The sequence below is a fragment of the Streptomyces sp. So13.3 genome, from assembly GCF_005860785.2.
Lineage (GTDB): Bacteria > Actinomycetota > Actinomycetes > Streptomycetales > Streptomycetaceae > Actinacidiphila > Actinacidiphila fildesensis.
In genome coordinates, this window is the sequence record NZ_CP048835.1 from 7,844,357 (window position 1) to 7,868,654 (window position 24,298).

The 24,298-nt window shown below is 69.9% G+C and carries 23 protein-coding genes and 3 pseudogenes; 22 read left to right on the top strand and 4 right to left on the bottom strand.

All coding sequences use genetic code 11. The annotated features are described in order from the left end of the window. Window positions 1–200: 200 nt before the first annotated feature. The 16 genes and pseudogenes from C8250_RS35100 (at window position 201) to C8250_RS35165 (ending at window position 14,521) form a co-directional block, all read left to right on the top strand. Entirely contained in the window at window positions 201–902 is a 702-nt protein-coding gene (locus C8250_RS35100) for a HemK2/MTQ2 family protein methyltransferase (protein WP_138352750.1), read from the top strand. A gap of 13 nt (window positions 903–915) precedes the next feature. Further along, window positions 916–1,191, top strand: a complete 276-nt coding sequence (locus C8250_RS35105; RefSeq protein WP_187145111.1) for a CDGSH iron-sulfur domain-containing protein — start codon at window positions 916–918, stop codon at window positions 1,189–1,191. After that, window positions 1,188–2,270, top strand: a complete 1,083-nt coding sequence (locus C8250_RS35110) for an iron-containing redox enzyme family protein (protein ID WP_138352752.1) — start codon at window positions 1,188–1,190, stop codon at window positions 2,268–2,270. The genes C8250_RS35105 and C8250_RS35110 overlap by 4 nt, the downstream gene beginning before the upstream one ends. Before the next feature lie 49 nt (window positions 2,271–2,319). Further along, the gene (locus C8250_RS35115; protein ID WP_138352753.1) at window positions 2,320–3,624 is read left to right on the top strand and encodes a peptide ligase PGM1-related protein; all 1,305 of its coding nucleotides are present in this window, start codon (window positions 2,320–2,322) and stop codon (window positions 3,622–3,624) included. A gap of 359 nt (window positions 3,625–3,983) precedes the next feature. Further along, the gene (locus tag C8250_RS35120) at window positions 3,984–4,307 is read left to right on the top strand and encodes a plasmid stabilization protein (RefSeq protein WP_138352754.1); all 324 of its coding nucleotides are present in this window, start codon (window positions 3,984–3,986) and stop codon (window positions 4,305–4,307) included. Between the two features lie 229 nt (window positions 4,308–4,536). Beyond that, the gene (locus C8250_RS44545; protein WP_269288419.1) at window positions 4,537–4,665 is read left to right on the top strand and encodes an LPFR motif small protein; all 129 of its coding nucleotides are present in this window, start codon (window positions 4,537–4,539) and stop codon (window positions 4,663–4,665) included. A gap of 152 nt (window positions 4,666–4,817) precedes the next feature. Then, complete coding sequence (locus C8250_RS35125; RefSeq protein WP_138352755.1) at window positions 4,818–5,468, top strand: carbonic anhydrase; 651 nt, start codon at window positions 4,818–4,820, stop codon at window positions 5,466–5,468. 140 nt (window positions 5,469–5,608) lie between these two features. Beyond that, on the top strand, window positions 5,609–7,183 hold the full coding sequence (locus tag C8250_RS35130; protein ID WP_138352849.1) for an FMN-binding glutamate synthase family protein: 1,575 nt from the start codon (window positions 5,609–5,611) through the stop codon (window positions 7,181–7,183). A gap of 62 nt (window positions 7,184–7,245) precedes the next feature. Continuing rightward, a complete protein-coding gene (locus C8250_RS35135) occupies window positions 7,246–8,976 on the top strand; it encodes a thiamine pyrophosphate-dependent enzyme (protein ID WP_138352756.1) in 1,731 nt (576 codons plus the stop codon). 34 nt (window positions 8,977–9,010) lie between these two features. Further along, window positions 9,011–9,646 (top strand): annotated as a pseudogene (locus C8250_RS35140) (SigB/SigF/SigG family RNA polymerase sigma factor); the annotation flags it as partial. Between the two features lie 201 nt (window positions 9,647–9,847). Then, window positions 9,848–10,963, top strand: a complete 1,116-nt coding sequence (locus tag C8250_RS43980; RefSeq protein ID WP_232486016.1) for an AI-2E family transporter — start codon at window positions 9,848–9,850, stop codon at window positions 10,961–10,963. Beyond that, window positions 10,930–11,479, top strand: a pseudogene (locus C8250_RS43985) (cation transporter dimerization domain-containing protein); the annotation flags it as partial. The gene C8250_RS43980 and the pseudogene C8250_RS43985, both read left to right, overlap by 34 nt. Window positions 11,480–11,600: 121 nt before the next feature. Next, window positions 11,601–12,053, top strand: coding sequence for a hypothetical protein (locus C8250_RS35150; protein ID WP_138352758.1), 453 nt, complete (start codon window positions 11,601–11,603; stop codon window positions 12,051–12,053). A 105-nt stretch (window positions 12,054–12,158) separates the two neighbouring features. Continuing rightward, a complete protein-coding gene (locus C8250_RS35155) occupies window positions 12,159–13,082 on the top strand; it encodes a hypothetical protein (RefSeq protein WP_138352759.1) in 924 nt (307 codons plus the stop codon). Between the two features lie 117 nt (window positions 13,083–13,199). Further along, window positions 13,200–13,412: pseudogene (locus C8250_RS35160) on the top strand (permease); the annotation flags it as partial. A gap of 296 nt (window positions 13,413–13,708) precedes the next feature. Continuing rightward, on the top strand, window positions 13,709–14,521 hold the full coding sequence (locus C8250_RS35165; RefSeq protein WP_138352760.1) for a VOC family protein: 813 nt from the start codon (window positions 13,709–13,711) through the stop codon (window positions 14,519–14,521). 154 nt (window positions 14,522–14,675) lie between these two features. Here C8250_RS35165 and C8250_RS35170 read toward each other — a convergent pair whose 3' ends face one another. The 3 genes from C8250_RS35170 to C8250_RS35180 all read right to left on the bottom strand — a co-directional run bounded on the left by C8250_RS35170 (window position 14,676) and on the right by C8250_RS35180 (window position 16,142). Beyond that, on the bottom strand, window positions 14,676–15,188 hold the full coding sequence (locus tag C8250_RS35170) for a hypothetical protein (protein WP_138352761.1): 513 nt from the start codon (window positions 15,186–15,188) through the stop codon (window positions 14,676–14,678). A 384-nt stretch (window positions 15,189–15,572) separates the two neighbouring features. After that, a complete protein-coding gene (locus tag C8250_RS35175) occupies window positions 15,573–15,755 on the bottom strand; it encodes a hypothetical protein (protein WP_138352762.1) in 183 nt (60 codons plus the stop codon). A 3-nt stretch (window positions 15,756–15,758) separates the two neighbouring features. Beyond that, window positions 15,759–16,142 (bottom strand): BlaI/MecI/CopY family transcriptional regulator, encoded by a 384-nt coding sequence (locus tag C8250_RS35180; RefSeq protein WP_138352763.1) that lies wholly within the window; start codon window positions 16,140–16,142, stop codon window positions 15,759–15,761. A gap of 200 nt (window positions 16,143–16,342) precedes the next feature. Here C8250_RS35180 and C8250_RS35185 point away from each other — a divergent pair, with 200 nt between their 5' ends. Further along, window positions 16,343–17,173, top strand: coding sequence for a ZIP family metal transporter (locus C8250_RS35185; RefSeq protein WP_138352764.1), 831 nt, complete (start codon window positions 16,343–16,345; stop codon window positions 17,171–17,173). 7 nt (window positions 17,174–17,180) lie between these two features. On the opposite strand, the gene C8250_RS35190 is transcribed toward C8250_RS35185, so the two are convergent. Then, entirely contained in the window at window positions 17,181–18,479 is a 1,299-nt protein-coding gene (locus C8250_RS35190; protein WP_198358989.1) for a HAMP domain-containing sensor histidine kinase, read from the bottom strand. A gap of 151 nt (window positions 18,480–18,630) precedes the next feature. Between C8250_RS35190 and C8250_RS35195 the strand changes: the two genes are divergently transcribed. The 5 genes from C8250_RS35195 (at window position 18,631) to C8250_RS35215 (ending at window position 24,232) form a co-directional block, all read left to right on the top strand. Further along, window positions 18,631–19,287, top strand: a complete 657-nt coding sequence (locus tag C8250_RS35195; protein ID WP_138352765.1) for a hypothetical protein — start codon at window positions 18,631–18,633, stop codon at window positions 19,285–19,287. Next, a complete protein-coding gene (locus C8250_RS35200) occupies window positions 19,287–20,012 on the top strand; it encodes an ABC transporter ATP-binding protein (RefSeq protein WP_138352766.1) in 726 nt (241 codons plus the stop codon). Before C8250_RS35195 ends, C8250_RS35200 begins: the two co-directional genes overlap by 1 nt. Beyond that, entirely contained in the window at window positions 20,009–20,749 is a 741-nt protein-coding gene (locus C8250_RS35205; protein WP_138352767.1) for an ABC transporter ATP-binding protein, read from the top strand. The genes C8250_RS35200 and C8250_RS35205 overlap by 4 nt, the downstream gene beginning before the upstream one ends. Next, window positions 20,746–23,406, top strand: coding sequence for an ABC transporter permease (locus C8250_RS35210; RefSeq protein ID WP_138352768.1), 2,661 nt, complete (start codon window positions 20,746–20,748; stop codon window positions 23,404–23,406). The genes C8250_RS35205 and C8250_RS35210 overlap by 4 nt, the downstream gene beginning before the upstream one ends. An 85-nt stretch (window positions 23,407–23,491) precedes the next feature. Continuing rightward, the gene (locus tag C8250_RS35215) at window positions 23,492–24,232 is read left to right on the top strand and encodes a response regulator transcription factor (RefSeq protein WP_138352769.1); all 741 of its coding nucleotides are present in this window, start codon (window positions 23,492–23,494) and stop codon (window positions 24,230–24,232) included. Window positions 24,233–24,298 lie beyond the last annotated feature (66 nt).

A 24,298-nucleotide genomic window follows, 5' to 3' on the forward strand; every position in this document is an offset into this window, starting at 1 on the left:
GGAAGCCGGGGCACGCGGGATTTGTGTGGGTTGGCCCGCTGAAAGGTCGAACGGTGCTGAATTCAGGAAGAGAAGGCCGTGACGCCGGCTGGCGGTCTTCGGCTGTGGAATGGCGGAGCGGTACGGCCCCGGAAAGGTCGCGGCGCGGCTCGGACGGGCGGAGCCTGGCACAGGAGCCGTCCGGCGGTGGCGGTGGTGTGATGACCCGAGAGGCTGCGGTGAGCGTCACCAGCGAGTTGTCTCCGTGGGCGGGCAGGATCCTGCGATTGCCTGGCGTGTACAGCCCACAGGCCGACAGTTCGCTTTTGGCAGCTGCCATGGGGCGGGAGGGTGTCGGTGCGGGGATGGACGTCCTGGACGTGTGCACCGGCAGTGGGGCGTTGGCTCTGCATGCTGCTCGGCTGGGCGCCAGGGTGACGGCGGTGGACATCAGCCGTCGGGCCGTGGCATCGGCGCGGTTGAACGCATCGCTTGCCCGTCTGCCGGTCCGCGTCCTGCGCGGGGATCTGCTGTCGGTAGTGCCGGGCCGTTCGTTCGACGTGCTGGTCTCCAACCCGCCGTACGTACCCTCGGCCAGTGCGCAACTGCCGCGACGTGGTGCCCGCCGCGCATGGGACGCAGGTGTCGACGGGCGGGCCTTGGTGGACCGGATCTGTGAAGCCGCTCCTACCGCGCTGCGTCCGGGCGGCGTGTTGCTCATGGTCCATTCGGGGTTCAGCGGCCCGGAGGAAACGGTGAGCCGACTTGTCCGGGCAGGGCTGAGCGCTTCGGTCAGTGAGCGGGTGGCGATCCCCTTCGGACCGGTGATGCGCGGGCGACTGTCATGGCTCCGGGAGCGTGGTGTGGTGCCGGCCGGCACCGACAGGGAAGAACTGGTGATCATCCGTGCACACAAGGACTGAACAACCGCGCCGCGTGACCGTGGTGGACGGCGGCCCGATCCTCGTGGAGGGTCCCGTCGAAGTGATGACGGACGACGGGAAGCTGGTGGTCTCCGATCGGGTCGTCGTCGCGCTCTGCACCTGTCGGCGCAGCCGCATCCACCCCTGGTGTGACACCAGCCATCGCCGTCGGGAGCACATTCCCGCCGCGGCCGACACCGTCCGAGCCCCGGCGTGCGGAGCCGGAGCGACTTCCGGACGTGGAGTCGAAGGGACGGACGGAAGGCAGGACAAGGAGGGAGCACCGTGACCACTCGTCAGACGGAACACCTTGGCCGTATCACTTCGGAACCGAGCCTGCCTCCAGCACGCGGACCTCTCTCCGGCAGCGTTCTTGCCGCCCTGAGCGGCCGGCGTACGCCGTTGCCCTCCGAGGGCGAGATCCGTCAAGCCGATCCCTACGGCGATGATCTCCAGCTTCTTCTGTACGTCCTGTACGAACTGCATTACCGCGGTTTCGAGGCGGTCGACGAGGGCCTGGAATGGGACCCCGCTCTGCTGCGCGTGCGTGCAGCCGCCGAGGGCATCTTTCTGAGCGCCCTTCGCGCGCACACCTCAGGCGGCAGCGACGTGCGACAGACGGTGGACGCGCTGCTGGTGGAGCCGGTGGAGGACAACGGCCACAGCGTGAGCCACCACCTGCAACGCGAGGGGGAGCGCTGGCAGATTCGGGAGTATGCGGCTCTGCGCTCGCTCTACCACCTCAAGGAGGCGGACCCCCACCTGTGGGTGGTGCCGAGGCTGCGGGGGCGAGCGAAGGCGGCCATGGTGGCCATCGAGTTCGACGAGTTCGGTGCCGGCAGGGCGGAGAACATCCACGCGCAGCTGTTCGCCGACCTGATGGCCGACCTAGATCTCGACACCGCCTACGGGCGCTACCTCGAGGAGGGGCCCGCTCAAGCGCTGGCCACGGTCAACCTGATGTCCCTGTTCGGACTCCACCGATCCCTGCGAGGTGCGCTGGTCGGTCATTTCGCCGCAGTGGAAGTGACCTCGTCCCCGGGATCCCGCAGGATGGCGAAGGCGATGAGACGCGTCGGAGCAGGTGCCGCCGCGCAACGGTTCTACGACGAGCATGTGGAAGCCGACGCGGTCCATGAACAACTGGTCCGCCGCGATGTGATCGGCGGACTTCTCGAGGACGAGCCGTACCTCGCACCGGACATCGTTCTGGGTATCGAGGCCACCGGGCACCTGGAGTACCTCCTCGCCGACCATCTTCTGTCCGCCTGGCGGGACGGAAGTACCGCCCTGCGCACACCGCTCGGCGGAGCAACGCGGCCTGTGCCGGACGGAGCCCCGCCACCGGAAGTCGCGCCTCAGCACTGAGCCCGACCGGAAAGTGCGCCCGCCGGCAGGGCACCCATGATTCACCGTAGTGAACGAGGAGTTGGCCATGCTGCCACCCCGCCCACGCGACAGACCGTTGGTCATTCTGGCGAACTTCGCCTCCGACACAGCCATAGACCTTGAACAGAGCGCGATACTCCGGCAGTGGTCGCTCCAGGCTCCCCGTGAAATCTGGCTTGCGCGCCCAGGGGATGTGCTGCTCACCCCGGTCCCGCTGTCGCCGGCATTCATCCGCTACGCCTGCTCCGTGCTGGACATGCCGATCGACGCGATCAGCATCCTCACCGTTCCGGATGTCGCGGGGGCGGCGATGGCCGACACCGTGCGGTCCACCCGCGCGCTCACATCGCTGCGCGACCTCGTTGCACAGCGGCCCGGATACCGCCTCTTGCCCACTGCTCTGGACAGCGCGACGGTGGCACTCGCGGCGGAGCTCGACATCCCGATCTCGCCCTACGATCTCAGCACTCGGGCGGCGGGCCCGGACGCTGTTGCTGTCACCGCGCTCCTCAACACCAAAGCGGGTTTCCGGACCGCAGCACAGGATCTGGGGATGCGGCTGCCCGACGGACAGCTCTGCGATGGCTCGCGGCTCCCGGCCGTGGCCCGCGAACTCATCGGCGCCTACCAGGACATCGTCGTGAAACCGGACCGCTCCGCAGGTGGCCACGGTCTGCGGTTCATCAGTGGCAGAGATCTGCCCCTGGCCGCGGAACCCGCCGCCGGCCAATGGGTGGTCGAGGAATACCTCGCCCACTGCAGATCGGTCAGCGCCCAGTTCCATACCGGGGAACAAGAGCCCCGCATGCTGTTCAGTGGAGAGATGAGCACCCGCGACGGTGCCTTCACCGGCTACCGCTCACCACTGGCCGACGTGCCCGAATACACCGTGAAGAAGCTGGAGCGGTGGGGCCTCGATCTGGGCGACTACCTCGCCGCGCGAGGCTACCGAGGCCCCTACAGCATTGATGCCTTGGTCACCCGGCAGGGTGGGCTGTACGCCACCGAGGCGAACGTGCGGCGCACGGCGACCACGACCCCGCACGCCATGATCACCCGGCTGCTTCCGTCCTCCCCGACGCCCGCTTGGCTGATGGGGACTCGTCGCGCCGACCGCGTGTACACGTTCCCCGAGGCTGTAGATCTCCTGGCGGCAGCGGGCCTGGCCTACGATCCCGGCACCGGTGCAGGTGTGCTGCTGTACGCGGACGACCCCGCTGACGGTATGAGCTGGCGCTATGCGATCACTGCGCCAGACCCCGACTGTGTCCGCCAACTCGACCGTCAGTTCGCCCTGCTCTTCGCCCCATCCCGTGAGGACGGGGATCAGTGAGCCGATCCGGCTCAGGTCCCGAGCATGACGGAATGGGTCCTGGCCGGCCAGCGGTTTGGGCTCTGCGGCGGATCGCACTCCGGTGGACGTCCAGGTGGCACCTCCAGCCTCCGCTCCAGGAACCTCAACCGCAGGCTCGTCAGCTGCCATCGCTGTATCCCACGTCGGACCGGCTGACGACTGCCAGAAGGTCGACGTCGAGGTTCCCCTGGGACTGGTACCGGCACGGTCCCCATGTCGCTGCGCCACCCCGAATGGCGTCACCCAGGATGCCGGGCTCATCGACGGACGCGACGATCGGCGGGGACCGCCGGACAGAACCGAGCGGCTCCAACCACTCGCGATATCAGGAGGCAGACATGCCGCAAGGTTCCACCGCCAAGGGGAAACGGCAGAACGAGCGCATCAAGGCCGGCTCGACCAAGCGGGGCGTGAGCGCACCACGCACCAAGAAGGTCACCACCCGCGCGGTGAGCAAGGATCGCGCTCCGGTGAGTGCGGCGCGCACCATCGCTCGCACCTCGCACAAGAACACCCCCGCGGCGCGGCGCAGCGGCCTGAGCTCCCACACCGGGCCGGCCAGCCGCACTTACGACCAGCTGTACGCAGAAGCCCGGCGTCGCCGCATCGAGGGTCGTTCCTCCATGCGCAAGGCCGAACTCATAAAGGCCCTCGGCCGCTGATCGCAGCGTCGTCAGAGCACCGTCGCTCCTGACGGTCATCGCGGGCTGCTCTGAGGAGGTGAGCGGGTCCGGGCTTCGCCGCCCGAGCCCGCCCACCTCACCTCTCTATCAGCTCGTGATGATCCATAGGGGGATTCCGGGCGCCCGCCCCGCCGCTGGCCCGGGATTCGGCGGCGTTCACATCTCAGCGACGTCTCGGCGTGTGGTGCATGACTGGAGGCACGTTCTCATGTTGAAGGCCATCGCAGATGCCCTGCGAAGCATCGGTTCAGCCATCGCCACTGTGGTCTCGCTGCCCTTCCGCCTGATCGCCAGGCTTTTCGGCGGCGCCTCGGACAGCGCACACGGCCGCCATTGACGTCGCCTTCCGCAGATTCAGCCCCTGCGATCCGAGAGCGGCTGGGGTGGCCTGGTGACCCCAGGACCATCCGTCTCCCGGTCACCGCACCGGAGCTTCCTTTGGCGGACCCTTGTGAGGTGGTGGGCTGGGGCTGGTCGTAGCCTGCTGCTATGACTGAGGCCCCGATCCTGACTCCCTCCGAAGCCTTCGAGCTGCTGCTGGCCGGCAACCAGCGTTTTGTTGCCGGCGAGCAGCAACACCCCAACCAGGACGCCGCGCGCCGCGCTGAGACCGCGGCCGGCCAGCGTCCGTTCGCCGTGCTGTTCGGCTGCTCCGACTCCCGTCTGGCCGCAGAGATCATCTTCGATCGGGGCCTGGGTGACCTCTTCGTGGTCCGTACTGCCGGCCATGTGGCGGGGCCGGAGGTGTTGGGGAGCATCGAGTACGGGGTGAGTGTGCTGGACTGCCCGCTGGTCGTGGTGCTGGGCCACGACTCGTGCGGTGCGGTCGCGGCCACCCGTGCCGCCCTCGTCGACGGCCTGGGGACCACGGGGTATGTGCGTGACGTCATAGAGCGCGTCACGCCGAGCGTCCTGGCCGCCCGCGCCGCCGGGCTCACCGGGGACGACGACTTCATCGCCGAGCACGTACGGCAGACCGTGGATCTCCTCCTGGACCGCTCGCGGGTGCTCGCAGACGGTGTCGCCACCGGACGGACCGCCGTGGTGGGGCTGTCCTACCGGTTGGCCGACGGCAGTGCTCGACGCCTCGCAGCCCGCGGCCTGCCGACGGAAGCGATTGCCACGGGGCCAGGCGCCTGAACGAGCACCATCACCGGCACGTCGTGTGCGTCCGGCGGCCCCACAGCCGCCGGACGGCCCGGTCCCCGACGCCGACCCGGAAGCGGCCACACAGGACCGCTTGATCTGCGCGATCGGGGTAGGCGCGTGGTGTGCTGAGGATGCTGTGGGTCGCGTTGCTGGGTTGTCTTGCTGTCGCCGGTGCCGCTTTGGCGCTGGTGGCCTCGCCGTGGTGGTGGTTTGCCGGGGGACCGCTGACGGCTTTGCTGGTGCTTGCGGTGTGGGATCTGGTGCAGCGAAGGCATTCGGTGCTGCGGAACTATCCGGTGCTGGGTCATCTGCGGTTCGCCCTGGAGGGCATCCGCCCTGAGATGCAGCAGTACTTCGTGGAACGCAACGTCGACGGCAGGCCGTTCGACCGGGACACCCGCAGCATCGTCTACGAGCGTGCCAAGGGAACCGACGCCGAGGAGCCCTTCGGCACGGAGCAGGACCTGTACGCGACGGGAAGCGAGTTCCTGGTCCCATCGATGGCCCCGCACCCGGTGCGTACGGATGTGCCGCGGGTGCGGGTCGGCGGCCCGGGCTGCAAGCAGCCCTACGACATGGCGTTGCTGAACGTTTCCGCGATGAGTTTCGGCTCCCTGTCCTCGAACGCGATCCTCGCGTTGAACACCGGTGCCGCGTTGGGCGGTTTCGCCCACGACACCGGTGAGGGTGGCCTGTCGGAGTACCACCTGCGGCCGGGCGGGGACCTGGTCTGGGAGATCGGTACCGGGTATTTCGGCTGCCGTACCGATCAGGGCGGCTTCGACCCCGCGATGTTCGCCGACAAGGCCGCGCACGAGCAGGTCCGGTGCGTGTCTCTCAAGCTGAGTCAGGGGGCCAAGCCCGGAATCGGCGGGGTGCTGCCCGGCACCAAGGTCAACGCGGAGATAGCCCAGGTCCGAGGCGTCCCGCAAGGCAGGACCATCATCTCCCCGCCTTACCACCAGGTCTTCTCCACCCCGCGCGAACTGGTTGCCTTCGTGGCCCGGATGCGGGAGCTGTCCGGCGGCAAGCCGACCGGGTTCAAACTGTGCCTCGGCTCCCGAAGCCAGTTCCTGGCGGTGTGCAAGGCGATGCTGGACGAGGGCGTCACACCCGACTTCATCATCGTCGATGGTGCCGAGGGCGGGACCGGGGCCGCGCCCCTGGAGTTCGCCGACAATCTGGGCATGCCCCTGACGGACGGCCTGACCACGGTCCACCAGGCCCTGGTCGGTACGGGCCTGCGGGACCGGATCAAGATCGGGGCCAGTGGCAAGGTCGCCACCGGCAGTGACCTGGTCAAGCGTCTCCTTCAGGGGGCCGACTACACCAACGCCGCCCGGGCGATGATGTTCGCGGTGGGCTGCATCCAGGCCCAGCGGTGCCACACCAACACCTGCCCGACCGGGGTGACCACCCAGGACCCGCGCCGGGCACGCGCCCTGGACGTCGGCGACAAGTCCCGGCGGGTCCAGCGCTTCCAGGAAGCGACCGTCAAGAGCGCCCTGCAGATCATGGCGTCGATGGGCGTGGACGAACCCTCAGGCCTGGCCCCGCACATGCTGCGCCGCCGCATCGACTCCGTCATCGTCCGCTCGTACGCCGAGCTGTACCCGCCCCTGGCGCCGGGCGAGCTGATCCACCAGGCGCCGGAATTCTGGGCGGCGGACTGGAAGGCCGCGGACCCCGACCGCTTCACCGTCTGACCCGGCTGGCCCTGCCGGCCCGTTTCCCTGCTCGACCGCCTGACGAACCGGAGGATTATTCCGTGGCACGCACTGTGGCCCGTGTGATCATCGACGCCCTGCAGGAACTGGAGGTCGGTCACGTCTTCGGCGTGGTCGGCGACGCGTTGAACCCGCTGACCGACGCCATCCGCACCACCGATGGTCTGGAGTGGGTGGGGTGCCGCCATGAGGAGGCCGCCGCGTTCGCCGCGAGCGCGCAGTCCCAGCTTTCCGGGACTCTGGGTGTGTGCATGGGCACCGTCGGGCCGGGCGCGATCCACCTGCTCAACGGCCTTTACGACGCCGCGAAGAGCCGCACTCCCGTGCTGGCCATCGCCGGACAGGTACCGCTGGCCGAAATGGGCAGCGACTACTTCCAGGAGGTCGACAACGACCTGCTGTTCCGCGACGTCGCCGTCTACCGCGCCACCGTCACCTCACCCGACCAGATGCCCCGTCTCCTGGAGGCGGCTGTGCGCGCCGCGGTCGGCCACGGCGGGGTTGCGGTCCTGACAGTGCCCGGCGACCTGGGCGACCAGGAGCTGACGCAGGACCGTCCCGCCCGCTTCCCCCGCACCCGCCAGCTCACCCGCCCCGATGAGCCCGGCATCCTGCAGGCGGCCGAGATCATCAACGCCGCGTCCAAGGTGACCCTGCTGGTGGGACGCGGTGCCCGCGACGCCCGCGAGGAAGTCCTGGCACTGGCCGAGCACATTGGCGCGCCCATGGTGCTCACCCTCAAGGCCAAGGAGGGCTTCGAGGGCGACAACCCCTACCAGGTCGGCCAGACCGGCTTGATCGGCAATCCCGCCGCGGCCGGCGCACTCGACGAGTGCGACACCCTGCTCATGCTCGGCACCGACTTCCCCTACCGCGACTGGTACCCCACCGGCTGCCGCGTCGTCCAGATCGACACCCAGGAACAGAACCTCGGGCGGCGTGTACCCATCGACGCAGGACTGGCCGGCGACACCGGCGCCACCCTGCGCGCCCTGCTACCTCACCTGGACGCCAAGCCCGACCGCGCGCACCTCGATACCGCGCGCAAGCACTTCGCCACCTGGCACGATGGCCAGCAGCGCCTGGCCGAACCCGCGCACGACACCAAGCGCTGGACCGGACGGCTGCGCAGCGCACTGGACAACCCCGACCACGACATCCGGCCCGAAGCTCTGGCCGCCGCGGTCGACGCGTGCGCCGACGACGACGCGATCTTCACCTCCGACACCGGTATGGCCACCGTGTGGCTGTCCCGCTTCGTGACGATGCATGGTGACCGCCGTCTGATCGGGTCCTACAACCTCGGCTCCATGGCCAATGCCATGCCCCAGGCGCTGGGCGCACAGCTGTGGGCACCGGGCCGCCAGGTCGTCGCGTTCTGCGGCGACGGCGGACTGAGCATGCTGCTCGGCGACTTGATGACCATCAAGACGTATCAGTTGCCGGTGAAGCTGGTCGTCTTCGACAACCGCCGTCTGGGCATGGTCAAACTCGAACAGGAACAGGCCGGACTGGCCGAGTTCGGCACCGAGCTCGACAACCCCGATTTCGCCGCGGTCGCCACCGCCCTCGGCCTGACCGGCATCCGCGTCACCGACCCCGGCACCCTCACCGACAGCGTCCGCCGCGCCTTCGCCACCCCGGGGCCGGTCCTCCTCGACGTACTGACCAACCCGCAAGAAGTCGCCGTCCCCGGCAAGCCCACCGTCCAGCAGGGCTGGGGCTTCGCCATCGCCAAGGTCAAGGAACTCCTCCAGAGCCACGAGGGCTGACCACCAGGAGCACGGTAACGGGGTCCCTGCAGCCCGCTTTCGCAACCGGCCTGAGCCGTCCGAGGACATCCTGCAGGTCGGCACGATCGGGTTGATCAAGGCGATCGACCAGTTCGACCTGTCGCGTGAGGTGGAGTTCACCACCTTCGCGATCCCTTACATCACCGGGGAGATCAAGCGTTTCTTCCGGGACACCAGCTGGGCCGTGCACGTGCCGCGCCGCCTGCAGGAACTGCGCCTGGAGCTGGCCAAGGCGACCGAGGAACTCGCGACCCGCCTGGACCGTGCCCCGACCACTGCGGAGCTCGCCGAGCTCCTGGGCCTGACAACCGAGGAAGTCATCGAGGGGTTGGTCGCCAGCAACGGCTACACCGCGGGATCCCTGGAGATGACGACCGCCGAGGACGACGACCACAACGGTCGTCCGGTCGACCGGCTCGGGGACCTCGACCCCGCCCTGCAAGGCGTAGAGAACCTGCACGTTCTCAAGCCGCTCATGGCGCAGCTGGGTGAGCGCGACCTGCGCATCCTGCAGATGCGTTTCGGCGACGAGATGACCCAGGCGCAGATCGGCGTCGAGCTCGGCATCTCTCAGATGCACGTCAGCAGACTCCTGACCAAGGTCCTGGACCGCTTGCGGCAAGGAATGCTCGCAGAGGCCACCACCTGATTCCGCTCCCGTAGCCGCGAGATCACGCAGGCCCGCCCCGCATCGCGCGAGGCGGGCCTTTCGCTGCACGTCTGGAAGGGTGCCGAGGGGGAAGTCGACCGGTTGGCCGTGATGTCTTCGCGGTGGGTGTGTGGCAGGCCGCCGGGATCGCTCTGCAGTGATGACGATGCCCCGCGGGTCGCAGAAAGCAGAGGGCAGATCATGTCGTCGATATCCGGGCCCGCGCAGGACCCGGTCGAGATACCACCAGCACAAGGCCTGTCGGGGCCGGCGGCGCTGAATGTGCGGGGCATGCGGCGCAGGTCCTGGTTCGTCGCCGGATTCACCTTCACCCTGGGGGCCTTCCTGGCGTGGCAGGTCGCGCAGGCGGTGCTCCGGGCCAGTCAGGTGCTGCTGCTGGTAGTGCTGGCGTTCTTGCTGGCGGTCAGCCTGGAACCCTTGGTCGGGTGGCTGGTGGCGCGGGGGCACCGGCGCGGGCGCGCGGTGCTGATCGTGTGCGCCGTGTTGCTCCTGATCGTGGCGGGCCTGCTCGCCGTGGTCGTCCCCCCGGTGGTCACCGAAGTGGAAGCGCTCATCCACGCGGTGCCGGGCTGGCTGCAGCAATTGCACGACCACCAGTCGACCCTGGGCCGCTTGGAGGACCGCTACCACCTCACGGACAAGGCCAAGACCCAGATCGGCTCCGGCGGCGGATCCAGCATCTTCGGCGGCCTGTTGGGCGCCGGCCTGTATGTCGTCAGCGCCCTCACCGCGACTGCCGTGGTCGTGACCCTGACGGTGTACTTCATGGCCGGCATGCCTGCCATCAAGCGCTTCTTCTACCAGTTGGTCCCTGGCAGCCGCCGCGCCCGCACCCAGGAGATCACCGAGGAGATCCTGGTGCGCATCGGCAGGTTCATGCTCGGCAACGTGGCCACGTCCGCGATTGCCGGAGTGGCCACGTTCGCGTGGTGCGCTCCGATGAGCGTCCCGTACGCGGCGGCACTGGGAGTGTTCACCGCGGTGATGGACATGATCCCGATGGTCGGCTCAACGATCGCGGGTGTGGTCGTGAGCCTGGTGGCGCTGTCGGTGTCCTGGCCGGTCGCGGTCGCCACCGCGGGTTTCTACATCGCCTTCCGCCTGCTGGAGGACTACCTGATCATGCCCCGGGCGATGCGCTACGCGGTCGACGTCCACCCCCTCGTCACCGTGGTCGCGGTCCTCGCGGGAGGAGCCCTGCTCGGGATCGTCGGAGCACTGGTCGCCGTCCCGGTCGCCGTGGCCATCAACCTGGTCCTGGACGAAGTCGTCTTCCCCGAACTCGACGCCGCCTGAGCGCAGCAGCCCCACCCTGCACGAGGTTGCCTCAACCGGTCACCCCCGCGGGGCCACAGACAGGCGGAGTACTTCGGTGATCCTGCCGTCCTGCTCGGCGCCGCCGGCGCCGCCGGCGCCGAGAGGGGCCGGCGGCCGGCCGACCCGATCGTCGGTCTCCTGATCACCGCCGCGATCCTCATGGTCCTCAAGGACGCCGCCCGGGAGGTCTTCCGCCGCCTGATGGACGCTGTCGCCCCCGCCCTGATCGAGACCGCCGCAAGCGCCCTGCGGGCCGTGGACGGCGTGCGCGACGTCGGGCAGCTGCGGATGCGGTGGATCGGCCACGCCCTGCGCGGCGAGGCCGACATCGTCGTCGACCCGCACCTGACCGTGGTGCAGGCACACACCCTGGCGGTCGCCGCCGAGCATGCCCTGATCCACGCCGTTCCCCGGCTGACCGCCGCCACCGTGCGCACTGACCACACCCCGGGCAGTGGCGACCCGCACGCTGTCCTGGCCCACCACGCGCGATAGCGCTCGACGGTCCCGGCTCTGGCGGCCGGAGTGTGATACCCCGACACTGAGTACCCGCCCGGGGTATGGTCAGAACGTGGCGCCCCTCGGTAGCGCCCATGGTCTGAGAAGGGAACCGGCAGTGGCAGGCATCGGACGGGCGCGCAGGCGGGGCATCGCCCGGCTGCTGACGCTGTGTGCGGTGCTGCTCGGCCTGTTCCTCATGCACGGCGCACCGGCCACCGCGGCCGAAGGCTGCCACGGAGCGATGACCGCCACCTCCCCGACACCGCACCGCCATGCCACCGCCGCGATGACGTCCACGGTTCCGGCAACTATGACGACGGTGACGACGCCTCCAGCGATGGCACATCCCGACGTACCGCAGGCGTCGAGCGGCGCGATGTGCGTCTCGACTCCCGCTCGGGACCGGAACCCGCTGCCGATGGGCGGGGCCCTGATGGCTGTCGTCGCGGTGCTGGTGGCCGGCTTCCTCTCGAACCGTCCGGTGTCCCTGGGCGGGTCGCGGCGGCGCGGACCCCCGCCACCGGGCGGGCGAAGTCTGCTCCTGACGGTGTGTATCGCGCGGACCTGACAGGACCGTGCCGGAATCCGGATCTTCGACCGGGCCCGGCGAGGTGGCCTGCTCACTCCCGCGCGCCCGCCCGGCGTGGTGCGCCCACTCGGAAAGACCACCGCAATGACTGCTTCCTCCCGTACCACCGCGCGCCGACGTGCCCTCGCGGCCGCCGGCACCGCAGCCGCCCTCGCGCTGACCCTGGCCGCCTGCGGGTCCTCCAACGACTCCTCGATGCCCGGCATGGACCACGGCGCCAAGCCCTCCGCGTCATCCTCAACGCAGGCCACACCCCCGATGAGCACCATGCCCGGCATGGGCACCAAGGCCGACGGCGACGGCCTGTCCGACACGAAGGACGGCTACCGCCTCACCAGCCAGGACACCACCCTCCCGGCAGGTCAGCAGGCCGCGTACCGGTTCACTGTCACCGGTCCGGACGGCAGGCCCGTCACCGACTTCGCCGTCGAGCAGACCAAACGGATGCACTTCTACGCCATCCGCTCGGACCTGACCGGCTTCCAGCACCTCCACCCGACGATGGCCGCTGACGGCACCTGGACGGCCGACCTGGCCACCCTCGCGCCCGGCACCTGGCACCTGTTCACCTCCTTCACCCCCAGCACCGGAACAGGCAAGGGCACAGCGTTCGTCCTCAGCCGCACCGCCACCGTCCCCGGGGCGGCGACGAAGACCTCGCTGCCGGCGGCAACCACCTCCGCCGAAGTCGACGGCTACACCATCACCGTCAAGGGCTCCCCGATGGCCGGCATGGAACACCCGCTGACCGTCAACATCACCCGGGGTGGCAAGCCCGTCACCGACCTCCAGCCCTACCTGGACACCTACGCACACCTCACCGCCTTCCACGAGGGCGACACCGCCTTCGCCCACCTCCACCCGACGACCAAGGTCAACGGCGACCACGGGGGACCGGAACTGTCCTTCCACGCCGAACTGCCCACGCCCGGCAACTGGCGGCTGTTCCTGCAGTTCCAGACCGGCGGAAAACTCCACACCGCCGCCCTGACCCTGAACGTCGGCTGAACCCTTGCGGGGCGCCGCCACACGGCGGCGCCCCGCGCTCACCCACCCGCTGCGCGACCGCGGAGGCGGAGCGTGTCGGTGGGCCCCAGGCCGTACTCCTGTCGGAAGGCTTCAGGAATGGTCCACGCCGTACTGCACGCACGGTCGATCGCCGGTTCGATGACCTGGGAGATCACCTGGGCTCTGATCCTGGGCTTCGCTCTGTCCGCCGTGGTCCAGGCGGTCGTCCGCAAATCCACCGTCGTCTCACTCCTCGGCGACGACCGCCCCCGCACCCTGGCCATCGCCGCCGGCCTCGGCGCCGCCTCCTCCTCGGGCTCCTACGCCGCCGCAGCAGGGGGGCCAGGGTGCCGAACTCGTGTGCGGGGGCGGCGATGCTCAGTACGGCGCCGGTCATGCCGGTGAGGGTGCGCAGCAGGCTGTGGACGCCTTTGAGCGAGGGGTGACGTCGTGGGCGGCGATCGAGTGTGCGTCCGTTGTCGGAGCCGAGGCGCCGGGCGATCTTCCATGGCTCCGAGAACACCCACTTCAGCAGCAGCGGCGCTCCCCGCGCGATTGTCAGACCCTGCGTCTAGCGTGGGAACGGAGTCGGGTCACGTCGTCCACGACACAGGAGTCGATCGATCATGGCTGAGTTCCCCGAAGGCGCACCCTGCTGGGTGGACGCGATGTTCTCCGATCTGGAGGGCGCGAAGAGCTTCTACGCCGACGTACTGGGCTGGACCTTCGCCGAGTCCAGCAGCGAGTACGGCAACTACACGCAGGCCTACTCCGACGGCAAGGCTGTCGCGGCCGTCGTGCCGCCGATGCCGGGGCAGGAGGGCCAGTCGCAGTGGTGTCTCTACCTGTCCTCGCCCGACGCGGCGGCTACCGCGGAGAAGATCAAGGCAGCGGGTGGTGAGCTGTTGATGGAGCCGATGCAGGTGGGCTCCTTCGGCACGATGGCTATCGCGAAGGAGCCGAGCGGCGCGGTGTTCGGTGTCTGGCAGCCGGGTGATCACAAGGGCTTCGAGAAGCTCGGCGAGCCGGGCTCGTACTGCTGGGCCGAGTTCTTCTCGCGCGACGTGGCCAAGGCGGACGCGTTCCTTCCGCGGGTCTTCCCGTACGGGACCCAGCAGATGGACCTCGGCGATTCCCCGGAGGCGGCGGGGATGGACTTCAAGGTCTTCAGCCTTGGCGGTCCGGAGAACCCGGTGCTGGGCCGGATGAACATGGGTAGTGATTTCCCGCCGGAGATCCCCTCCTATGTCCAGGTCTATTTTGGCGTCCCGGACTGCGATGAGGCGGTCGCGAAGACGACCAAGCGCGGCGGCAAGCTCCTCTTCGGGCCGATGGACAGCCCCTTCGGCCGCTTCGCGGCGGTGTCGGACCCGCAGGGCGCGGCGTTCGCCGTGATTGACATGTCGAAGACGGTCGGCGAGATGCCGAAGTTCGCCTGACGGGAGCCCGACCGTCCGAGGGGCGGGGTCGCCGCAGGGCCGGTTGCTCGTCGACCGCGACGGCACTCTAAGCGCCAGCGGATCAACGGCCTACTGGTCGGGGTGGCCCGCTCCGCAAGGGCTGAATACGGTGCGTCGCTGAGGAGCGCAGTGCTCAGCGTTCTTCGCGCTGGACGAGTCGGTAACGGTTGCCTGGAGTGGTGCCCTTTTTGGCGGTTGCATGCTGCTGTCGATGCGTGGTGGAGGCGTTGACGAGGGCGTTGACCAGCGGGTTGCGTGAGCGCAGCCGTCTGAGTACGGCGGTGGAGTAGCCCACGAGTGCTGTGGCGGCCGCCAGGGTGGAGCCGGAGGCGACTTGGCTGAGAACCAGGCGTAGTTCGGGCGCCGAGAATCCTGGTTCGTCGCCATGGCGGCCGTGCGCCTGCGCCATTGCCTGGACGCTGGCCATGGCGGCGTGGAAGGACGGATCCTGTTCGCGCCAGTCACTGAGCAGGGCCTCGGAGATGCCTGCCGCTGCGGCACACGCCGCCGGGGGCAGACCGAGTGCTGCCGCTCGGATGGCATCGGCCCGGCGGAGGGCATTTTCCTCGGAGAGCACCGCCGTCCCGTGGAGGACCGAGACGAGCGTGTGGTCGATCGTCTCGGGGGGCGTGACGAGGCCGGCCACGACGGAGCGGGCCCACCCGTCATGGTTGCTTGACTCACCCTGTGGGTATGCGGCCAATTTCCTCGGTCCCCCTGTGGTTCTGTCCGTGCGATAGGTGTCCGTCCGGTTCAGGCCGCCACGACGGTTGTACGATCGTCGGTTCGAGCGGTGAGGGAGGCGGAGGATCAGCGCACGAGCAGGATAGCGGTGGTGGCGCGGTCGGTGAGTACCAAGCCTGCGGCCCACAGTCTCGAAGTGCAGGGGGTGGCGAGGATTCATGCTGGGGGAAGGCCGACGACCCAGGGCGCAGCACAGGACGCCGACGGCGCAGGCGGCGGCCACCGGCCGGTCCACCGGGGCGTCTGCGGCCAGTACCCGCGCCGACCACCGTCCCTCCGCGGCCACCTAAGGAACCTGGCCGACCAGGGTGAAGCCCAGCATGGCCAGCGCCGTCACCCAGGCGCCGGCGGCGCTGACCGCGGCCGAGGCCAGCGACCACGCAGCGGAACGGGGCGGCAGTCTGCGTCCCGTCCAGGGCGCCGCCAGCGCCAGGATCGCGCCGAACAGCAGCGGCAGGCCGATCCACACGGTCTATGCCTCCGGGTGTCCGCGCAGTAGTTGCTCCAGCAACTTCTCGTCCTCGGCCGGTAGTTCGGAGACGAACCGGGCCAGGACCGCCGCCCGGTCGCCGCCATGCTCCAGCAGATCGCGCATCCCCGCGGCGGCGTGCCCGGCCTCGTCGCGTACGGGTGCGTACAGATAGCCGCGGCCGGCCTTCTCGTGGGTGACCAGTCCCTTGTCGTGCGGCCGGGACAGGATGGTCAGCACGGTCGTGTACGCGGGGTCGCCGGTTACCTGCTCGCGCACGACTCCCGCGGCCACCGGCTCCCCGACCGCCCACAGGGTAGCCAGGACCTCGCCCTCGAGCTCGCCCGGCGCACGCCGCCCCGCCGCCGCGTTTCTCCGGTCGCCCACGGTGTCCGCTCCTTCGCCTGACAGCGGACGAGCACTTGGGAGTCTCACATTTTGCGCGAGCGAACCCGGTTCGACGGGGGGTGGGGCACGTTCGACTACACCCTTGTAGACGGATGGCTGATCAACCTCTATGGTTAGCCGAGCCTTGCCTAAGCATGAGGGCAGGTTCCTTCGCGTCCGCCCGTTGCCATGGAGTAGGTATGTCCAGTTCCCAGATTGCCTTGCTCGGCGCGGTTGCGGGGTTCACGATCTACCTCGGGCTTCCGCTGGGCAGGTTGCGCAACGCCGCGCCGCGCTTGAGGGCTGGACTGAATGCCGTTGCGATCGGTGTCCTGGTGTTCCTCGTCTGGGACATCCTGACCCATGCATGGGAGCCCACGGACGCGGCGCTGAGCGACAAGCACTGGGGTACCGCGCTCGTCGGCGGAACAGTGCTGGCGGCCGGGCTGGCGATCGGACTCGCCGGATTGGTGCACTACGACCGCTGGGCGGCGGCACGGCGAGCCAGGTCCGGGCTCCCGCACGGACCCGGCGCCGCGGATACCGCCGAACTCGCCCCCGCCAAGCGGTCGCAGGCCGGTGAGCTCGCTTTGATGATCGCTACCGGTATCGGTCTGCACAACTTCGCCGAGGGGCTGGCGATCGGCAACTCCGCGGCGCAGGGCGAGATTTCCCTGGCGGTGCTGCTGGTCATCGGCTTTGGCCTGCACAACGCCACCGAAGGGTTCGGCATCGTCGCTCCCCTGGCGGCTGAGGGTGAACGCCCGACGTGGTCGACGTTGCTCTGGCTGGGTCTGATCGGCGGTGGGCCGACGTTCCTGGGCACCCTTCTTGGCCAGCACCTGGTCAATGACACGTTGTCGATCGCGTTCCTCGGCCTGGCCGCCGGATCCATCCTCTATGTCGTCATCGAACTTCTCGCGGTGGCCCGCCGTGCGGCGGCGTCGAAGGAACTGACGACGTGGTGCATTCTGCTCGGCCTGCTCCTCGGATTCGCGACCGACGCCGTGGTCACCGCCGCCGGGGTATGACCCTTCGCTAAGCATCCGGGCCCGGTAGCAGGAGGGTGAATGCCGTGGGGTCGGTGGCACTGACGGTGAGCCGTCCGCCCGCCGCCTCGGCCAGCTCCCGCGCGACCGCCAGGCCGATACCGCTGCCGAACCCGGTGGTGGTGCCCCGTTCGAAGGCGGCCCGCGGGGCGATGCGCAGAGTCCCTTCGTCCGTGACATCCACGGCGATCGCCCCGGTCGCTTCGCGCACGGTGATCAGCACGGTGCCCCGGCCGTGTCGCAGTGCGTTGTCGAGCAGGACGTCGAGGACCTGGTCGGTGGTGCGGCCGGGGAGACGAAGGGGGCCGGCCCCGGAGTGGACCGCGACATCCAGGCGCCGCCCCGCGTCGGCGAACGCGCCGTGCCAGCGGCGTTCAGCCCGCGCGCTGAGTTCGGCGGCGGTTTCATCGGGCGTGGGGACCAGCTCGCCGGAAGGCGCGCCGGCCAGGCGAAGGACTTCGTCAACGGTTCGCTGAAGATGCTGCGATCGTTCCAGGGCGTCCTCGAGTGCCTGCCGCAGGTCCGTGTCGGGGGACCGGGTCGCGTCCAGGGCGGTTTCGAGTCCGAGCTGCAGTCCTGCCAGTGGGTTGCGCAACTGGTGAGAGGCGTTGGCGCTGAAGTGCCGTTCGCGCTGCAAGAGCGTGGTCAGCCGCGCGACCATGGTGTCCTGGGCCGTGGCCAGCTGATCGATCTCCACAATGCCGCAGCGCCCCGCGCGCGCGGTGAGATCACCGTCGGCGACGGCCCGCGCCGTGGTGGACAAGGACTCCAGCGGTCGGCTGAGTGCCCGTGCCTGGCGCCGGGCGACAGCGATCGCGGCGCACAGGGCGAGAAGCACCACGCCCAGGAGCGCCAGCCAGGTCAGCAGGATGCGGTGCCATACCTCCGAGGTCGGGGTCGTGGCGCGGACGACGCCGATGACCTGTTCCGAGGTCGAGACAGGCACGGCGACGACCAGGTCACCTCCGGAACTCCCGCGCACCACCACTCCACGGGCCGCGCGCCGCGTCACGTCATCGGCCTGCGCGGAACCCGAGCCCGAGCGCAGCCGCATCGTGAGGTCGTACACGCCCAGCTTGCCCTCCGTTTCCGGTGCGGGCAGTTCCACCTCGTCACCGGCCGCGAACTGCGGTCCGACGCGGACGGCGGCGGCCAGCGCTGTCCTCTCCAGTTCCCCGCGCTCGTCGTCGAAGAAGGACCGCTGGATCACTACCGCCAGGGGGACGGCGAGCAGGACGAGGGCCACCAGGACCGCGGCGACGGCCACCCGGACCACATGTGCTCTCATATGCCCATCATGGGCGCCGGTGGCTGCTGCGGCCCGGTTGTGCGGGGGCGGGGGCGAGGTTTTGCCGTCGTCTAACCCTCATTGCGCCGGGGTTTTGCCGCCTGGTCCCTAGCGTCGTGGTCATCGCAGTCATCCCCCTGTGGAGGCCATCATGACCTTGCGAGGCTCCCTCACCGTCACGGCTGCCCTGTTGGCTGCGGTGGCGATCGCCGGATGCGGCGGCTCCGGCGGCGCCAAGGGCACGACCAGCGTACCCACGACCGCCGGCCCTTCCACCGCCTCCAGCCCCGCCGCCCCAGGCGCTTCCTCCGGCAGCCAGACACCGGCTCCGGTGGAGTCCAATCCGCCCGGTGACATCCCCGACAACCAGGCGTACGTCGCCTACGCCCCGGCTGGAGGCGGCTTCCAGGTCAAGGTGCCCGAGGGCTGGGCCCGCACCCGGACCGGCACAGTGACGGTCTTCACCGACAAACTCAACCGCATCGAGGTGTCGCAGAGCGCCGCCCCGACCGCCCCCACAGTGCAGGCGGCCGAGTCGGCGGTCGTGCCCCAGCTGGCCCGGGAGGTCCCCGCGTTCGCCCGGGGATCGGCCTCGCTGGTCTCCCGGCAGGCCGGTCAGGCCGTGCTGCTCACCTATCAGGGCAACTCCGCTCCCGACCCGGTGACCGGCAAGGTCAGCCGGGACGCCTTCGAGCGGTACGCCTTCCACCAGGGCAGCCGCGAGATCGTCATCACGCTGTCCGGTCCCGTCAATGCCGACAACGTGGACCCGTGGCGTCTGGTCACCGATTCCTTGCGGTGGCAGTGATGAGCGGAACCGCGCCCGCCCCGGCCAAGGACGAGGACAAGGGAAAGGGCAAGGACGAGCCCCACGTCCTCGACGCACGGGACCTCTACCGGTTCTTCCGCTCCGGGGAGGAGGAGACCCTCGCCTTGCGCGGGGTCAGCCTGCACGTCGGCCGAGGGGAGACGGTCGCCGTCGTGGGCCCCTCCGGATCGGGAAAATCCACCCTCCTGGCATGCCTGGCAGGGCTGGACGAGCCCGCCGGCGGGGTGGTGCATGTCGGCGGTGAGCGCATCAGCCACCGTCCGGAAGCCGAGCGGGCCCGGGCGCGGCTCCGCCGCATCGGCGTGCTGCTGCAGTCCGGCAACCTCATCGCGCACCTCAGTGTCCGCGACAACATTCGCCTCGTCCATATGGCAGCGGGACGCAGCCGAGGTCCGGCGCCGGACGCCGACCGCCTCCTCGAGCAGGTGGGCCTCAGCAGCCGGGCACGGGCACTGCCGCACGAACTGGCCGGCGGTGAACTGGCGCGTGCGGGACTGGCGGTCGCCCTGGCCAACGACCCGGACATCCTGCTCGCCGACGAGCCCACCGGTGAACTCGACGGACAGACCGAACAGCGGGTACTGGCCCTGCTCAGGGACCGTGCGAAGGACGGACGCGGGGTCCTCGTGGTCACTCACAGCCCCGAGGTCGTCAGGATCGCCGACCGGGTCATCGGTCTGCGCGACGGAAGGATCGAGTCATGAACGCCCCGACCGTGGCCCAAGCCCCGGCCGCCACGGTACTGGTGAGCTGCCAGAACGTCGCCCGGACCTTCGGCAGGGGAGCGGGCGCCGTGGTCGCGGTGCACGGCACCTACTGCCTGGTGCGCGCGCACGACCGGATCGCTGTCATGGGCCCCTCCGGGTCCGGGAAGTCCACGCTGCTCCATCTGATGGCCGGCCTGGAACGGCCGACCGGCGGCACGGTGACCTGGCCCGGCCTCACCATGGACGGTGGACTGCGCGCACGGGACATCGGGGTCGTCTTCCAGAGCCCGAGTCTGATCAACAACCTGGACGTGGCCGAGAACGCCGGTCTCCCGCTGGTCCTGGCCGGCAGGCCCGAGGGCGAGGCCCGGCGGCGGGCACTCGAAGCCCTCGACCTCGTGGGAGCCGGCGATCTGATGGGCAAGCTTCCCCAGGAACTCTCCGGCGGCCAGGCCCAACGGGTCGCCATCGCCCGTGTGCTGGCGCTGCGGCCCCGACTGGTGCTGGCCGATGAACCCACCGGTCAGCTGGACCGCGTCACCGGCCGGCACATCGTCGACGTCCTGCTGGGCGTGGCCGACCGGATCGGCGCCGCACTGGTCGTCAGCACGCACGACCCCAGCGTCGGTGAGCGGTTCCCGGCGCGCTGGACCATGTCCGACGGCCGGCTGACCGTTCCCTTCGACTCCGGTCCGCCGACCGCGGGCGACACCGGCCGGGGAGGCACACCATGATCGTCACCTGGTCGGCCGGCCTGCTGCGGCGGCGTGGCGGCAGATTGCTGGTCACGGCGCTGGGCATCGCGCTGGCCGTGGCACTCATGTCCGCGCTGGGTTCGTTCCTCACCGCGTCGAAGTCGACCATGACGGCCCGCGCGGTCCACTCGGTCGCCGTCGACTGGCAGGTGGAGGTGCAGCCCGGTGCCGATCCCGCCACCGTACTCGGCACGGTCCGCGCCGCTGCGGGTGTACGGACCGCGCTGCCGGTCGGCTTCGCCCGCAGCACCGGCTTCCAGGCCACGGTCGCGGGTTCGGTACAGAGCACCGGCTCGGGGGTCCTGCTCGGTCTCCCGGAAGGCTACCGGTCCGCGTTCCCGCGCGAGATACGGCAGTTGACCGGAGCAGCCGACGGCGTGCTGCTGGCACAGCAGACGGCCGCGAACCTGCATGTGGCACCGGGCGACACGGTGCGCATCGGCCGGCCGGGCGCGAGCCCCGTGTCCGTCACGGTGGCCGGTGTCGTCGACCTGCCGCAGGCGGACTCGCTGTTCCAGAAGGTCGGTGCCCCGCCCCAGACGCAGCCCTCCGCGCCGCCCGACAACGTCATCCTGCTTCCGGCCGCCCTGTTCAGCACCCTGACGACCCCGGTGAAGGCCGTGGACCCGGCCGCTGTCACCACCCAGATCCATGTGTCCCGCGACGCGCGCCTGCCGCAGGACCCCGCCGCCGCGTACTCGGCGGTCACCAGTGCGGCGCACAACCTCGAAGCGCACCTGTCCGGCGGAGTACTCGTGGGCGACAACCTAGGCGCCTCCCTCGGCGCGGCCCGCCAGGACGCCGTCTACGCCCAGATCCTCTTCCTGTTCCTGGGCGCCCCCGGAGCCGTCCTGGCCGCCCTGCTGACCGCGGCACTGGCGGGTGCGGGAGCCGACCGCCGTCGCCGGGAGCAGGCACTGCTGCGCACCAGGGGGCTGCGCCCCCGCCAGGTGGCCAGGCTCGCCGCGGTGGAAGCGGGTGTGGTCGGTCTGGCCGGCGGCGCGGTTGGGATCGGAATTGCCGCGCTGACCGGGCGGCTGGCCTTCGGCACCGCGTCGTTCGGCGCCACCACCGCTTCGGCCGCCACATGGTCCGCCCTCGCCCTGATCCTGGGACTCGTCATCGCAGCGGGCGCCGTGCTGCTGCCCGCTCTGCGGGATCTGCGGGCCGGCACCGTGGCCGAGGCACGGCACACAGTCAGGCACGGCCGCAATGCACTGTGGATGCGGTGGGGTCTGGACGTCGTATTGCTGGTGGTCTCCCTCCTGATTTTCCGGGCGTCCAGCCGAAACAACTACGCGCTGGTACTGGCTCCGGAAGGCGTGGCCGCCATCTCGGTGTCCTACTGGGCCTTCCTGGGCCCGGCCCTGCTCTGGCTGGGCTCCTCGCTCCTGCTGTGGCGGCTGGCAACGATGGTTCTGGCCCACGGCCGCCGGCCGTTGGTCCGGCTGGTCAGGCCGCTGACGGGAACGCTGGCCGGGGCGGCCGCAGCGAGCATGTCGCGCCGGCACCGTCCGCTGGCGCGGTCCATGGTGCTGCTGGCGCTGGCGGTCTCGTTCGCAGCCTCCACCGCGACCTTCAACGCGACATACCGCCAGCAGTCGGAGATCGATGCCCAGCTGACCAACGGCGCGGACGTCACGGTCACACAGTCACCGGGTTCCACCACCGGACCCGGCGGCGCGAGCGCTCTGGCCTCGGTCGCCGGAGTGCGGCATGTGGAGCCGTTGCAGCACCGGTTCGCGTACATCGGATCCGATCTGCAGGACCTCTACGGAGTGCGGTCGTCCACGATCGCCTCTGCCACCTCCTTGCAGGACGCCTACTTCTCCGGCGGCAGTGCGCAGAGCTTGATGCAGCGGCTTGCCGCCCGGCCCGACTCCGTTCTGGTCAGCGACGAAACCGTGAAGGACTTCCAGCTCGCCCCCGGCGACCTGCTGAATCTGCGCCTGCAGGACAGTCGCACACAGCAGTTCCGCACCGTGGCGTTCCACTACGCGGGCATCGTGAAGGAATTCCCGACCGCCCCCCGCGACAGCTTCTTCGTCGCGAACGCCGACTACATCGCCAAGGCCACCGGCAGTGACGCGGTCGGCGCCTTCCTGGTCGACACCGGCGGCACCCACCAGAGGGACGTGGCCGCGAAGCTGCGCAGCGAACTCGGCACCAGGGCGAGCGTCACAGACGTCACCCAGGCACGGACCGCGGTCGGCTCCAGCCTCACCTCGGTCGACCTCGCCGGACTGACCCGGATCGAACTCGCCTTCGCGATCCTGCTGGCCGCGGCGGCAGGCGGCATCGTGCTGGCTCTGGGCCTGGCGGAACGCCGCCGCACCTTCGCCATCGCCACGGTGCTCGGGGCCTCCAGACGACAGCTGCGAGGGTTGGTGCTCAGCGAAGCCGCCGCCGTACTCACCGGCGGAGTGCTCGGTGGCGCCGTCATCGCCTGGGCGTTGTCGCAGATGCTCGTCAAGGTACTGACCGGGGTCTTCGACCCACCGCCCAGCACGGTGGCCGTGCCCTGGCAGTACCTGGGCCTGACCCTGCTGATCACCATGACCGCGCTGGCAGCCGCTGCCCTGGCCGCGGCCCGTGCCTCCCACCGGCCGGCTGTCGAGGAGCTGCGGGAACTCTGACGGCTCACCCGGCCGGCGGGGCAGGCGCCACGCTCTCCCTGGTGTCTGCCCTGCTCCTGCCTGCCCGACCCCTACGCTTCGGAGCATGCCCATGGCCACCGCATCCGACCGGCCCGCCGCTCTGGTGATCGAGGACGACGAGACCATCGGACGCCACCTGCACACCGGCCTGCTCGGTAACGGATACAGCGCCAGCTGGTGCCGCACCGGGACTTCCGGGCTGAGCGCAGCGCACAAGGCTCTCCCCGACGTCGTCCTCCTGGACCTCGGCCTGCCCGACATGGACGGCATCGATGTCGCCCGCAGCCTCCGCGCGGACCACCCCGATCTGCTCATCGTCATCCTGACCGCCCGCTCCGACGAGATCGATGTCATCGCCGGCCTGGACGCGGGCGCTGATGACTACCTCGTCAAGCCCTTCAGCCTGACCGTTCTGCTCGCCCGGCTCCGCGCACACCTGCGCCGACGCCCCACCACAGCGCCGGAGGGCCCGGAGTCCCTCGTGATCGGTCCTTTGACCCTGGACATCGCCGCACGGCGCTGCCTGCTCAACGGAGTGGAAATCGTGCTGCGCGCGAAGGAGTTCGAACTCCTGACCGTACTGGGCCGCAACCAGGGCGCGGCCGTGTCACGGGAGGACCTGATGGCGCAGGTGTGGGACGAGAACTGGTTCGGCCCCACGAAGACCCTGGACGTCACCATGGCCTCATTGCGACGTCGCCTGCACCATGCCGCTGCCACCGCCGCCGCCCCGACACGGCCGCTGGAGATCACCACGCTCCGAGGCCACGGCTACCGGCTCGAAAGACCGGAGGAGAGCCTGTAGCGCCCGGCCGACGGCGGCTGGGAAGGACAGTCAGGTTCTGTTCAGGTGCGTCGTGCCAGCCTCGCG